Source organism: Nocardiopsis mangrovi (assembly GCF_042653925.1).
Taxonomy (GTDB): domain Bacteria; phylum Actinomycetota; class Actinomycetes; order Streptosporangiales; family Streptosporangiaceae; genus Nocardiopsis_B; species Nocardiopsis_B mangrovi.
Genome location: NZ_JBHSFQ010000010.1, coordinates 54589 through 67921, shown reverse-complemented (window position 1 = coordinate 67921; position 13333 = coordinate 54589). Strand labels below are relative to the sequence as shown.

Below are 13333 nucleotides of genomic sequence, written 5' to 3'. Positions count from 1 at the left end.
CGGCTACGTCCTTGGCTCGTCGATTTCCGCGAGTGCGCGGCGAAGCGCTTCGGCTTCATTCCCGCTCATCGAACGAACGAAAGCCGCCAAGGCGGCATCAGGGTCGCCGGTCTGCCCCAGGGCGTCGAACATCAGTTCGGATACGTAGTTCTCCCGGCTGGCTGCCGGGCGGTACCGCCACGCACGTCCTTCGCGCGCCCTGGCGACGACCCCCTTCTTGGCGAGTCGATCGAGCACCGTCATGACGGTGGTGTGCGCAAGGTCGCGTTCGGAAAGGGCGCGCCCCACCTCACGGACCGTCAGCGGCTCGTTCCTCTGCCACAGTACCTCCATCACCGCGCGTTCAAGGTCGCCGAGCCGATTCATGCGTCAAGTCTACTTCCCGTAGTACTACACACCGTCGCAGGGTCCCTGTTGCACGTCACATGCATACCCCGCCGGAGCCGGATCCATTGCCGCCGGGGCTATGACACCGATCCCGTACCGCGGCAGAAGTAGCAGTGCGGGCCGCCGCCGGGCCCGCCGGCGCCGTCGCAGCGGGGGCAGGCGCGCTCGGCTTCGGCGCCGCGGCCGCGGATGTCCTGGATCTCGGCCCGGCGCACCTCCCGTTCGCGGTAGTCGGCGACCAGGCGCTGTAGCGATCCGTCGGCGGCCATCCCCCGGAGAGTCGCGGCGAGGCGGCCGCCGGCGACGTGGTGGTCGCGGACGAACCCCACGACCACGACCGCTTCACCCATGCCGGCGTCGGTGGCGGAGAGGACGATGTTGACGGGGCTCGCGGACGTCCGCCGGGCGGGCGTATACATGGATCCCCTCCCTGATTACCCTGAGATATTGACACATCTCACAGTGTGATGATCCATTCACCGCCCCACGCCGGCCGCACCGCCGGAAAGGTACATGCCACACAATGAGCAGTGATATTCACCTCATGGGCGGGCGCCGCCCGCCGATGATTCGGCAATTCACCACGGAAACAGGGCGCCCGAATGGAAATCCGGCTCATCAAAGGAGACATCACCGACCAGCGCGTCGATGTGATCGTCAACGCCGCGAATTCGTCGCTGCTGGGCGGCTCGGGGGTCGACGGCGCCGTCCACCGGAAGGGCGGGCCGGAGATCCTCGCCGCCTGCCGCCGGCTGCGCGCGTCGACCTACGGCAAAGGTCTGCCCACAGGCGGGGCGGTGGCGACGACAGCGGGCGACCTTCCGTCACACTGGGTGATCCACACGGTGGGGCCGGTCCACAGCGCCACCGAGGATCGGACCGATCTGCTTGCAGAGTGTTACCGAAAGTCCCTTGCGATAGCGGACGAACTGGGCGCCCAATCCATCGCTTTCCCGGCCATTTCAGCAGGTGCCTACGGGTGGCCTATGCAGCACGCCGCGGATGTCGCAGTACGGACCGCATTTGCCTCCTCGACTACAGTGGGTGAAATCAGGTTCGTACTCTTCTCCACGGAGGCATTCGCGGCATTCGACCGCGCGGTCACCCGAAACCGACCGCAAGCCCCGTCCTGACCTTAGGATCCGGCTTTGTTCACGACACTCTCTCGCAGAACCTCCGTCCTTGTGGCGTCCTCTCTCGTCGTCGCGACGGCAGGCGTGCTCGCCGCCGCGCAGAGCGAGGAGCGGCGGAACCCGGCGACCGAGCCCGACACCGCCGCGGCGATGCCCCTGAGCGGCGCCGACTCCGGCGACACCCAGCGCTCCGGCCAGGCCACAGTGGACGCCCGCCCGGGGGACGTCGCCGTGTGCGATGAGCCGGGGACCGACGAGATCATCGAGGTGCCCGATGCCGGGGCGCCCGACGGCAAGCGCCCGGTCTGGGTGCGCCGTCCTCCGGGCCCCGACAGCGCCGACCTGCCCGTCCTCTACCTGCTGCACGGCTCCACGACCACGCACATGACCGTCAAGGACGCCGGCGTCGGACCGGCCATGGACGAGCAGATGTGCCGCAGCGGCGTCGAGTTCGTGATCGCGGCCCCGTTCGGCCAGGAGGTCGGCGGCCGCGACACCGAGTGGGGCGACCAGGCCGACGGCGAGTTCAACATCGAGACGTTCGTCACCGAGAAGGCCGTCGATGCGGTCGAGGGCGACAACGAGCGTCCGCGCTCGCTGCGCGCCATCGGCGGGTTCTCCATGGGCGGCTACGCCGCCGCCGCCATCCCGCTGCGCCACCCCGACCTGTACGCCCAGGCGGTGAGCTGGGCCGGGTACTTCAAGGTCGACGACCCCAGCGGCACCTTCGGCGACAACCCGGACGCCCACGCGCCCGACCAGCTGCTGGACGACCCGAAGGCGCGCGACATCCGGTTCATGCTCGTCGAGGGCCAGGAGGACTACACCCCGCTCCAGGAGGGCAGCATCAACGGCGAGGCCGAGCGCTTCGAGAAGCTGCTGGAGGAGCGCGACATCCCGGTCCGCACGGAGTACCCCGAGGGCGGGCACACGTTCGACGCGTGGACGCCGACCTTCGACGAATCCGTCGACTTCCTCGCCGAGGGCTGGACCGACGCGGCGGCCGGTCAGCACTGACCGCCCCGCGGGTCCGCCGCACACACGCCCGCCCCGTGACCACCACGGGGCGGGCGTGCCCGTGCCGGGGCCTCGGGGGGCGCGACCCCCACCCCGGAGGCGGGCGGCGCTCACCGCGAGTCCATGATGGGAACACTGTGTGCCGCCACCGCTGTTGAGAAACGCAGGTGCGCGTCGGCCGCGGACAGGATCGCAGCGCTGCGCCGGGAAGGGGACGACAGCACGTGGTGCCGGACAGCACGGACGCGCCCGCGGAGGACGCCGCGGACACCGCGGACCGACCCCTCCCCCGCCGGATCGCCTCGATCAGCCTGCACACCTCCCCCCTGGACCAGCCCGGAACGGGCGACGCGGGCGGGCTCAACGTGTACGCGGTCGAGGTCGCCACGCGCCTGGCCCGGCGCGGGGTCGCCAGCGACGTCTTCACCCGCTCCACGCGGCCCGATCAGCCGCCCGTGGTCGAGATGACACCGGGCGTGACGGTCCGGCACATCCCGGCGGGGCCGTTCGGGACGCTCGACAAACACGCGCTCGCCCACTACCTGTGCCCGTTCATCTTCGGCGTCCTCCAGGCCGAGGCGCGCAACGATCCGGGCCACTACGGCCTCGTTCACGGCCACTACTGGCTCTCCGGGCGCGCCGGGCTGGCCGCGGCCCAGCGCTGGGGCGTCCCTCTGGTGCAGTCGATGCACACCCTGGCCCGGGTGAAGAACCTGTCCCTGGCCGACGGCGACGCCCCCGAGCCGGATTCCCGGATCCGCGGCGAGGACCACGTCGTCGGCCACGCCGACCACCTGGTGGCCAACACCGCCGTCGAGGCCGCCCAGCTCGTGGAGCACTACGGCGCCGACCCGCGCCGGATCAGCACCGTTCCGCCGGGCGTGGACCTGGACGTCTTCACCCCCGGCTCCCGCCGGAGTGCCCTGCGCCGCATCGGACTGCCCGAGGACACCGCGCTGCTGCTGTTCGTCGGACGCGTCCAGCGGCTCAAGGCGCCCGACGTGCTGCTCCGGTCCGCCGCCGCGCTGCTGGAGCGCGCGCCCCACCTGCGCGGCCGGCTGGTGGTGGCGGTCGTCGGCGGGCTGTCGGGCGGCGACACCGCCCAGCCGCGGCGCCTGGCCGAGCTGGCGCGGTCGCTGGGGATCGCCGACATCGTGCGCATGGAGCCGCCGCGGTCGCGGCGCGAACTCGCCCACTACTACCGCGCCGCGGCCGCCACGGTCGTGCCGTCGTACTCGGAGTCGTTCGGGCTGGTGGCGGTGGAGTCGGAGGCGTGCGGCACCCCGGTGGTCGCGGCGCGGGTGGGCGGCCTGCCCACGGCCGTGCGCGACGGCGTCTCGGGCGTGCTGATCGACGGCCACGACCCCGAGGACTACGCGCGGGTCCTGGAGCGCGTCATCGCCGAGCCGGCGTGGCGCGCGCGGATGGGCGCCGCCGCCGTCGCCCACGCGGCCGGCCTGAGCTGGGAGGCCACGGTCGACGGGCTGCTGGGCGTCTACCGTGGGACGCTGACGGGGAGACCGCTGCCGATCGCAGCGGGCCAATGACGACCACGGCTCCGGGGAACGACGGCCGGGCCGGAAGCGGGAGGGACGAGCGCATGGCAACGGACGCGCGGGCGGACGCCATCGCCGCGATCGAGGCGGCCGTCACCGAAGCGGAGCTGGAGTACGAGCGGCCCCGCCCCGACGCGTTCCTGGTGACCCTTCCGGGCCGGCGCAAGCTGAGGACCGTGGTCTGGCTGGGAGCGGGCGAGCACAGCCTGCTGCTGACCACCTTCTTCTGCCGCCGTCCCGACGAGAACCACGCCGGGTTCTACCGCTGGCTCATGCGCAAGAACCGGGACATGTTCGGGATGGCCTTCAGCGCCGACGAGGCCGGCGACGTCTACCTGTCGGGCCGGCTGCCGCTGGCCGGGGTCACGCCGGAGGAGGTCGACCGGCTGCTGGGCTGCGCGCTCACCTACTCCGACGACAACTTCAACCCCGCACTGGAGCGGGGCTTCGCGTCCTCGATCCGCCGCGAATGGGAATGGCGCCGCAAGAGCGGCCACAGCCTGCGCCACCTGGAGGCGTTCCGGCACCTGGTGGAGAACCCCCCGCACGCGGCGGCCGGGGGAACCGCGATCGGCGAGGCCGCGGACGGGGGCGCCGCGGACGGACCGCGGGACCCGGGCCACGCCCCCGAGACGGCCGCCGACCGCGCGGGATCGCCGGGGTGACCACTGGGGGCGTGTCCGCGTCAGGTGGCCGCCACCGGAGGGGAGCACACGGCGCGGGCGCCGGGGTATTGGCATAGACCAATGTTCGTCCCCCGATCCCCCGGCGGCCGGGGCGACTCGCTAGGGTGGCCCCCATGGGGACTCTGGTTCTACTGCGACACGGTGAGAGCGTCTGGAACGCCGAAGGTCTGTTCACCGGCTGGGTGGACGTCGACCTTTCCACGACCGGCGAGGAGGAGGCGCGCAAGGGCGGCCGGCTGCTGCACGACGCCGACCTGCGGCCCGACATCGTCCACACGTCGGTCCTGCGGCGCGCGATCCGCACCGCCGACATCGCGCTCAACGCGGCCGACCTGCACTGGCTGCCCGTGCACCGGTCCTGGCGCCTCAACGAGCGCCACTACGGGGCGCTCCAGGGCAAGGACAAGGCGCAGACCCGCAAGGAGTACGGCGACGACCAGTTCATGGTCTGGCGCCGCTCCTACGACACACCGCCGCCGCCCATCGCCGACGACGACACGTACTCCCAGGTGGGCGACCGCCGCTACGCCGACCTCCCGCCGGAGCTGATGCCGCGCACCGAGTGCCTGGCCGATGTGGTCGAGCGGATGCTGCCCTACTGGTACGACTCGATCGTCCCCGACCTCGCGGCGGGCCGCACGGTCCTGGTCACCGCGCACGGCAACTCCCTGCGGGCCCTGGTCAAGCACCTTGACGGCATCGACGACGCCACGATCGCCGGCCTGAACATCCCCACGGGCATCCCGCTCGTCTACGACCTGGACGACGCCTTCCGCCCCCGCACCCCGGGCGGCACCTACCTCGACCCCGACGCCGCAGCGGCGGCCATCGAGGCGGTCAAGAACCAGGGCAAGAAGTAGCCCCGGCGGCCCGCTCTTTCGCGCCCCCGGCCACGGATCCGCCGTGGCCGGGGGCTATTTACGGTAACGAGGTGCCTTTGGGCTGTCATATGTTGAGGAGTCCAGGTCAGGCTGCCGCCCACAAGTTGGCCGGCACATAACCTGAGGTTGACGAATGAGAGTGCGTGAGAGCCGGGGCCTTGGAGCGTTGGCCTCGCAACTTAGCCCCACTCACAGGCCGTGATGTTCTCCCCCAATGTGTCCCGGTGACGACGTCGTCAAAGTTCAATTCGTTCATTTCTTGGTCCCTTTTCACGGGACCGAGTCCACATTTCTATTTCCTTTGACCGATTGCGCCAGATGCCCCACCAAACCACCGACTACGCTGTGAAATGGAGCGCGGTGGCAGGTCCGATCACTTGCGGCAGCACCAGATCGAAGGGCGGGGACAGTCACAGCCAGTAACTCGTTGATTTAGTCGAGTCCCAAACGGGCCCTCGTTGTTGCACAAAGCTGCGAACCGTAGGAGTCACCCGGACGACAATCGAGCGGTCACCAAACCCTCGGTTCGACTCATAGAATCACCCATTCATCCGATCATCGACTATTTTCGTCAATTTCTCAAGATCGACGACTGGAGCTTGGCGCAATTCGTCTCGAAAGAGAGTTCCCGGGAGCGGCTTCTGCGTTCCCGCTGTCCCGCTTCGTCGAAACATCCAAACTCCATCCTTCAAATCAAGGATGGCCAAATTTCGTTTCAAGCGGACATCGGCATACTGACTCAAATCAAGAATGTACGCCTCGTACTTAACCCCCGGTCGATGCTGATCGGAAAGACTGGCCTGAATTAGATGCGCGAATCGCAAATCAACCAGCTGCCCGAGCATGTCGTAAAATTGATGCGACTTCTGAGAGACATCGACCCTGAAATACGTAAATCCAGCTCCCCGAACTTCGTTCGAGAGCGTGTCAAGTGCAACTTGTAGACTGTTCGCGCTATCCGATGAAACGTCTTGTCCCAAGTCCCTCCTTTTACTCGTTGCCGCCCGGTTCGCAGCATTCGCGACGTCCTCCCGCCCGATTTCCCGAGCCTTGGTACGCGATCGTGCAGCCACAATTGAAGAGGCAAAAAGGTTAAGATAATCTCGAGGCACCCCCCCAGAAGCCAAGACCAATCGCCCGAGGGCCGCGTTCTGGGCGATGCTCGTCGGTTTTGCGATTCCGGCAATAGTCGTATAGTTCGAAAGAACCGATTCCAAGAATTTTTGAGTGGACTCCGGATATTCCAGAGTGACATCTAGATCAATCTTCGAGGCGTCGTGCGGGACTTCAATCCCCATCATTGAGGAGGGCTCAAAGGGTCGAGTAAGACGCTCGATACTCGCTAATTTTATCCAGCCGTCGCAGTCGCGTAGCATCCCGGCAACAGCGTCCAGTAGATTCGGCTGTTTCGCCCCAGGGAACAAATAGAAATCATCGATGTACAGATAGAAACGAACCAAGCCCTCCCTCAGAACCGCTCGCAAAGATCTATTCAATTCGGCAATCATTTCACCCAACGCGCCCTCAGAAATCGGTCCCTCCGCGCGCAATCGAGTTAAACGGAGTTGATTCTCCTTCAGGCGGACATATGAATCTCCCTGCGATGAACCTGCATGATGAATCAATGAGTTCAAGGAAATCTCGGCGATCACAAGGAAAGCACTGGCAACATCCAGGCGTCGCAGGGTGTGAGCATTCGCCCATGCGGTGACGTGGCCATCCCTCTCCGCCATTCGTTTCGCCTCGAGAAGAAGTGCTGTTTTACCTACGCCGCGACGACCATAGACCAAATGATGCCTAGACGCCCCAATGGCAGCAAGGCTGGCCCGTGGGTCTTCCATGTACTTTAGACTTGGAAGTGCATCAGAAGTTCGCGAACGAGCCTCAAGGAGCTGAATCAGCTGGTCGACCTTTGGCCCGGAAAGCGGACTCTTGGGCTTGACCTCGCTGACGCCGCTCTCTTGAACTCGGTGAGGCCTGAAGGTCACTACTAGAGATTGATTACTGACGTCGGAAACGTCATTCAATGCTTTTTCGATGGTTCCCGCGAGACTTTGGGCGGCCACCAAGGCGTCTTCGTTGACCCAGACAACGAACCATATTTCACCCGGGAATGATCTCTCATCAACTCGCACAATCGAGATATTCGCCTCTTCAAGGGCGCTGGAAATCAAGGATTCGTAGTTGATGCTTGACATCAAATATACCCGTTCATTGAGGCGAATGATTCGCATTCTTGAAGGAATCTTGCTGCAGTTACAGCGAGCGTGCGCGAATCAGCTTCCCATTGGGCCTCGCTAATTGGATATGCATCATAATCGGCTTGATTACGCAACAATCGCGCATCTGTCAATTCACTTTCACGGTCAGCAGACCGCGGTAACGCGGATGGGAGATTCCTTGCAAGGATATTATGCCGTTCATAATCGTCACCACGGTTCTCTGCGAAAACAATAGCACGCGCCGCATGGTACATTGCATAGTAGTGACGACTGATGGCCGACCTGTACTGTAAATGACGGAGGAGATAATCCCCAGATCTTAGATGCTCACCAGCAAGCAACAACCGATCAGCGACGACCTGTTGCAGCAATTGCACCACAGGAAAAGGGTGCCTACCGACTCCTACAGGGATAGCGGAGATCGCACCACTTTTGCTCGTTGAAATGTGAAGCAACACCAAATCGGTAGGCGTGGTTACTGGCATCGCGCTGAGGAGCCCTCTCTTGCAGTGAACATTCCAGGATAGCCCAGATCCCAGCGAGAAGCCACCGCTTGTCCAACGCTTCTGACCGATACCATGCGACTCTCGCCAAGCTGCTGGTCAGCGCGGCAACAATCTCCGTCCGCGAGCCTCGATCCCAGGCGTGGCTTGCTAAACGCGTCCGGAACCCCCTTCGAAAGTTCGACGGGTGGAAGGTCAGGACACACGCACCCCACCAGACTCTTTTCCGTCGATGGCCATGGACGTCGTGTGATCACTCGAAAGATTGGCAGTGGTGTTGTGCCATGTTCCCACTCATCGCTCATCTACCATGTACTCAGGTGAACCTTGGGCGATCACCGGCTTTACGGCTCACCGGCGGAAATGTGTACTCCGACTTCGGCACCGCCCCGATAGCCGAGACCACGAAGCCCAACCAAGTCAAGGCGTCCCAGGCCACTCCAGGGGCCAACAAGTCTTCCCCGCTAATGAACTCCTGATGAGCGGCAGGCCGCTCAGTAGACCAGTGCCTGGACGTCGGGGGACATGATCTCCTCGACGAAGGTGGGGGCGCCGGCGATGCGGATGCCGGGGATCAGGTCGGCCTCGGTGAGGTCGCGGCGGGCGGCGCACTGGGTGCAGACGGTGACGCGGCCGCCCTTGAGGACGACGTCGAGGAGGTCGCTCAGCGGGGCCGCGTGGGGAAGGGAGAACTCCTCGGCGCGCCCCGGGACGGCGAACCAGCTCGCCTCGCCGGTGAGCCAGAGGGAGACCCCGACCCCGCTCGCCACCGCCGTGGCCGCCACCGTGAACGCCTGGTTGCAGCGCTCCGGACCGTCCTGACCTGCCGTGACCTTGATCACCAGAGCTCGACTCATGGGCTCAGCGTAATGCGCGTCCGGGACCGGCCCGATCCCGGGCGCGCACGCCGCCCGGGATGGGACCGCCCGGCGGGGTCCTGAGAGCGCTCAGCATGCCCCGCCGGGCGGTGCCACCGAGGCCGCCGGCGCGCTCGACCGGACCCCGCGCTGATGCCCGCGAGGCCGCCGAGAGCGCTCAGGCGGCGCCCGCGAGCATGAGCAGCAGTCCCGCGAACGCCGAGACCAGGGTTCCGCCGCTGAGCAGGACGGCGTCGGCGGCGCGGGGGCGGGCCTGGGGCTCCTCGGGGGCGGGGGTGCGCTCTATGCGCAGCCGGCCGTCGGCGGGGGCGGTGACGACGGGGTGGCCGTCGCGCAGCTCCACGGTGCCCTGCACGGTGATCGGATCGCCGGGCCGCAGGACCCACTCGCGGTACTCGAACTCGATGGTCTCGCCGCGGAAGAGGCCCGAGATGCGGCCCTTGACGCGCGGCAGGAGGTCGTCGGCGGGGGCGGGCACGCCCCTCTGCGGCCGTCCAACGACGCGTTGCAGGCACATGTCCAGGCCCGACAGCGCCGCCTCCTCGGGCGCGACCAGCACCGGCACCGTGTCGCGCCCGGCGGCGCCGGTGCCCACGATGCCGAAGAGCTCCTCGGAGCCGTGGTCGGCGATGGAGTCGCGGGCGCGCTCGCGATCGCGCTCGCCGGTGGCCGCGTCGCGGGCGGTCAGCGACCAGTAGTGCCGCAGGACCTCGTGCCCGTGCCAGACGCAGTCGGTGCGGGCCAGCCCGGACTCGATGACGCCGTCGGGGCCGGGGGCCGCCCGTCCGGTGATCTCGACCCGTTGCCCGGCCAGCGTCGCCAGCGCGCGCGGCCGCAGGTCGGCGACGGCCTTCTGGAGGGACCACCGGCGCACGGCGCGGATGGCCAGGGGGGCCAGGATCGCCGCACCGATGAGCAGGGCCGTCCCGATCGCCAGCATGTGAGGCCGCCTCTTCTCGTCTCATCCGCCGTGCCCGCCGCGGGTAGCCCAAGGGGCACCGCGGATCAGCGTCTCTTTACCAGCCGCCGCGGTGGCTTCGGCCACGGCGGGCGTCCGGCGGGGTCCGGGCCTCGTACTCCGCCCCCGCGGACGTGAACACCGTCATATCGGATCGGGGCGACCGGACCATGAATTACAGATTGATAACGTACCGTGCGGGGAGAACAGGGAGGGTCGCGGGGGCCTATGGATCCGCCCGTCCGGCCGGTGGGCCGCCGGGTCTGGTCACGGCGTTGTACGGGCCGGTGGTCCCGCGCCACTACCCTCGGACATTATGCAGCCTGAGGTACACCCCGATCTCGCGAAGATATCGTTCCTGATCGGCCGCTGGGAGGGGGTCGGCGTCGCCGGCTACCCCGACCTGGAGGAGTTCCAGTTCGGCCAGGAGATCGAGTTCACCCATAGTGGCGGTCCCCACCTGGACTACCGCAGCCGTGTCTGGCGGCTCACCGCCGATGGCCGGCCCGGTGATCTGTGGACGACCGAGTCCGGGTATTGGCGCGTCCGGCCGTCGGTGACGGAGGCGGACCACACCTCCTCCCCCGATACCCCCGCCATCCACACCGAGGTGCTCATCTCCCACCCCGAGGGCTACACCGAGGTCTACGTGGGCACGGTCTTCGCGCACCGGGTGGAGCTGTCCACCGACGTCGTGCTGCACACCGAGACCGGCCGGAAGGTGACCGCGGGGCACCGGCTCTACGGCCTGTTCGGCGACGACCGCGGAACCCTCGGCTACGCCTGGGACCTCGCCGCGGACGGCCACGACCTGCGGTCGTTCATGTCGGCCCAGCTGAAGCGGGCGGGCGGGCAACAGGTGTGACGCGCCGGGGCGCGACGGCGCCCCGAGGGCGAGGGGTGGATCCCGCCCGGCCCGGAACGACATGGTCGAGGGCGCTGGGCGGCGGCGACGGTGGTCGCGGGTCCGCCCGGGACCGCACGGAACGCGCGAGAGCGCGAGCCGGAGACGGACCCGGCGCAGGATGAACCCCCGGGCTGGCCGGTGCCGCCGTGCGGTGCCGGCCGTGCCGGATGGACAAGGTCCAGCGGCCCGGGGGTCTAGGTGTCCGTAGTGGATTCGCCGGAGCGATCCGATCACTCGTGTCGCCCTAGCGGACGGACACCTCGCATGTCCGAGACGTCTTCAAAGCCCGGATCACCTCCTTTCTTGCGTGGCACCGACAGTACGTCCGGTGCTGCGGGAGGGGCAAATGTTTTTTGCGGTGAGCGGAGAATTCCCGATACCCGGGCGGTGACCAGGCCGATCGCGGCCCCGACGCGCCCCGCCCGCTCCCGTTCCGCGCCGGCCCGGCGGGGGCGGCCCGCGCCCGGCGGCCGCGCGGAGCGGTCGCGCCGTCTGCTCATAGACTCTGGGCATGTCGCCCGACACCTGGCGCGAGGAACTGCGCTCGCGCGGCTACCGCGTGACCCCGCAGCGGCAGCTCGTCCTCGAAGCCGTCCGCGAGCTGGAGCACGCCACACCCGACGGCATCTGCGCGCGCGTGCAGCAGACCGCGTCCGGGCTGAACCTCTCCACCGTGTACCGCACGCTGGAGCTGCTGGAGCGGATCGGCCTGGTCACCCATACCCACCTGGGCGCGGGCTCGCCCTCGTACCACCTCGCCGAGGAGGCCGACCACCTGCACGTGGTGTGCCGCTCGTGCGGCGAGGTCACCGATTCCCCGCTGGACCTCGCCGACGACCTCGTGCGGCGGCTGCGCCGCGAGTCCGGCTTCGCGGCCGACGCCCGCCACCTCACGGTCTTCGGTGAGTGCCGGACCTGCGGCGACGCGAAGTGAACGGCGGCGGACGCGGGCCATTGCCGACGTGCATACCATGTGGGGTATGACTTCGCCGCTGCTGTCCCGCCACGGAGCCGTCCCCGCCGAGGCACCCGACTCCGATGTCGCCGCCCACTACGGTGAGCCCGCGCAAGAGGGGCGCGCCCTCGAACGCGGGGCGGGCTGGATCGACCGCGCGAACCGCGGCGTCGTGCGGGTCACCGGCCCCGACCGGCTGAGCTGGCTGCACAGCATCACCAGCCAGTACCTCACCGGCATCGCCCCGGGCACCTCGACCGAGGCCCTGGTCCTGGACACCAAGGGGCACTTCCGGTTCCACCTGTCGATCGTCGAGGACGGCCAGGCCGTGTGGGCGCACACCGAGCCCGGCGCCGGCGCGGAGCTCGCGGCGTTCCTCGACTCCATGCGGTTCATGCTGCGGGTGGAGGTGGCCGACCTCAGCGCGGAGCGCCGCGTCCTCACCCTGGCCGGGCCGGACCGCGCCGCAGCGCTCACGACCGCTCTGGAGGCCGCGGAGGGCTCCGCGGACCAGGACGCCGCGGCGAACGGCCCCGTCGTCCGCGAGGCCGACGACGAGACCGACCTCCTGCTGCCCCCCGATCTCCTCGTCCCCGTCACCGAGGCGCTGACCGCGGCGGGCGTCCGCCCGGTGGGGCTGTGGGCGTATGAGGCCCGCCGGATCGCCGGGCACCGGCCGCGGCTGGGGCTCGACACCGACCACCGCGCCATCCCGCACGAGATGGGCTGGGTGGAGTCGGCGGTGCACCTGGAGAAGGGCTGCTACCCGGGCCAGGAGACCGTGGCCCGGGTGCACAACCTCGGGCGGCCGCCGCGGCGGCTGGTCCTGCTGCACCTCGACGGCACGGCCGAACGGCTGCCGGAGCGCGGCGCGGCGATCGAGCTCGACGGGCGGTCGGTCGGCGCGGTCGGCTCCTCGGCCCGCCACCACGAGCTGGGCCCGATCGCCCTGGGGCTGGTGAAGCGCAACACCCCGGTCGAGGCCGAGTTCACGGTCGACGGCATCGCCGCCGCCCAAGAGCTCATCGTGCCGCCCGACACCGGCGCCAACGCCGACATCGCCCTGCGCCGCCGCCCGGCCTGAGACCCGCCCGCGCGGCGGATCCCGGCGCCCGCACCACGCGCCTGCGCGCCCGCGACCGCCGGCCATGACCCGGGCCCCGGGACCCGGGCGGTGGCCGGTCACCGCCCGGCGATCCCGCTCGTGCGGAGCGGCGACGTTCGTCGACGGCGAACGTCGCCGCTCACGG

General features: G+C 68.5%; 14 protein-coding genes. 8 read left to right on the top strand and 6 right to left on the bottom strand.

The window, feature by feature from the left end; all coding sequences use genetic code 11:
• Window positions 1-3 precede the first annotated feature (3 nt).
• Window positions 4-366 carry a BlaI/MecI/CopY family transcriptional regulator gene (locus ACFO4E_RS12690; protein ID WP_378574139.1) on the bottom strand — a complete coding sequence of 121 codons (363 nt, stop codon included), beginning with the start codon at window positions 364-366 and terminating at the stop codon, window positions 4-6.
• 98 nt (window positions 367-464) lie between these two features.
• The gene (locus ACFO4E_RS12685; RefSeq protein ID WP_378574137.1) at window positions 465-806 is read right to left on the bottom strand and encodes a hypothetical protein; all 342 of its coding nucleotides are present in this window, start codon (window positions 804-806) and stop codon (window positions 465-467) included.
• 183 nt (window positions 807-989) lie between these two features.
• Here ACFO4E_RS12685 and ACFO4E_RS12680 point away from each other — a divergent pair, with 183 nt between their 5' ends.
• From ACFO4E_RS12680 to ACFO4E_RS12660, 5 genes are all read left to right on the top strand, one after another.
• Complete coding sequence (locus ACFO4E_RS12680; RefSeq protein WP_378574135.1) at window positions 990-1520, top strand: O-acetyl-ADP-ribose deacetylase; 531 nt, start codon at window positions 990-992, stop codon at window positions 1518-1520.
• 15 nt (window positions 1521-1535) lie between these two features.
• Window positions 1536-2537, top strand: a complete 1002-nt coding sequence (locus tag ACFO4E_RS12675) for an alpha/beta hydrolase (protein ID WP_378574133.1) — start codon at window positions 1536-1538, stop codon at window positions 2535-2537.
• A 227-nt stretch (window positions 2538-2764) separates the two neighbouring features.
• The gene (mshA, locus tag ACFO4E_RS12670) at window positions 2765-4084 is read left to right on the top strand and encodes a D-inositol-3-phosphate glycosyltransferase (protein ID WP_378574131.1); all 1320 of its coding nucleotides are present in this window, start codon (window positions 2765-2767) and stop codon (window positions 4082-4084) included.
• A gap of 53 nt (window positions 4085-4137) precedes the next feature.
• Window positions 4138-4758 carry a type III secretion system chaperone family protein gene (locus ACFO4E_RS12665; protein WP_378574129.1) on the top strand — a complete coding sequence of 207 codons (621 nt, stop codon included), beginning with the start codon at window positions 4138-4140 and terminating at the stop codon, window positions 4756-4758.
• A gap of 134 nt (window positions 4759-4892) precedes the next feature.
• Window positions 4893-5639, top strand: a complete 747-nt coding sequence (locus ACFO4E_RS12660) for a phosphoglyceromutase (RefSeq protein WP_378574127.1) — start codon at window positions 4893-4895, stop codon at window positions 5637-5639.
• 560 nt (window positions 5640-6199) lie between these two features.
• Here ACFO4E_RS12660 and ACFO4E_RS12655 read toward each other — a convergent pair.
• The 4 genes from ACFO4E_RS12655 to ACFO4E_RS12640 all read right to left on the bottom strand — a co-directional run bounded on the left by ACFO4E_RS12655 (window position 6200) and on the right by ACFO4E_RS12640 (window position 10203).
• A complete protein-coding gene (locus ACFO4E_RS12655) occupies window positions 6200-7858 on the bottom strand; it encodes an ATP-binding protein (protein ID WP_378574125.1) in 1659 nt (552 codons plus the stop codon).
• The gene (locus ACFO4E_RS12650) at window positions 7858-8262 is read right to left on the bottom strand and encodes a HEPN domain-containing protein (RefSeq protein ID WP_378574123.1); all 405 of its coding nucleotides are present in this window, start codon (window positions 8260-8262) and stop codon (window positions 7858-7860) included. Before ACFO4E_RS12650 ends, ACFO4E_RS12655 begins: the two co-directional genes overlap by 1 nt.
• Before the next feature lie 617 nt (window positions 8263-8879).
• Entirely contained in the window at window positions 8880-9242 is a 363-nt protein-coding gene (locus ACFO4E_RS12645; protein ID WP_378574121.1) for a DsrE family protein, read from the bottom strand.
• A gap of 178 nt (window positions 9243-9420) precedes the next feature.
• The gene (locus ACFO4E_RS12640; protein WP_378574119.1) at window positions 9421-10203 is read right to left on the bottom strand and encodes a GIDE domain-containing protein; all 783 of its coding nucleotides are present in this window, start codon (window positions 10201-10203) and stop codon (window positions 9421-9423) included.
• A gap of 334 nt (window positions 10204-10537) precedes the next feature.
• On the opposite strand from ACFO4E_RS12640, the gene ACFO4E_RS12635 reads away from it, so the two are divergent.
• The 3 genes from ACFO4E_RS12635 to ygfZ all read left to right on the top strand — a co-directional run bounded on the left by ACFO4E_RS12635 (window position 10538) and on the right by ygfZ (window position 13167).
• The gene (locus ACFO4E_RS12635; protein WP_378574117.1) at window positions 10538-11086 is read left to right on the top strand and encodes a nitrobindin family protein; all 549 of its coding nucleotides are present in this window, start codon (window positions 10538-10540) and stop codon (window positions 11084-11086) included.
• Between the two features lie 553 nt (window positions 11087-11639).
• On the top strand, window positions 11640-12062 hold the full coding sequence (locus tag ACFO4E_RS12630) for a Fur family transcriptional regulator (protein ID WP_378574115.1): 423 nt from the start codon (window positions 11640-11642) through the stop codon (window positions 12060-12062).
• Window positions 12063-12108: 46 nt separating this feature from the next.
• Window positions 12109-13167, top strand: a complete 1059-nt coding sequence (ygfZ, locus tag ACFO4E_RS12625) for a CAF17-like 4Fe-4S cluster assembly/insertion protein YgfZ (protein ID WP_378574113.1) — start codon at window positions 12109-12111, stop codon at window positions 13165-13167.
• Window positions 13168-13333 lie beyond the last annotated feature (166 nt).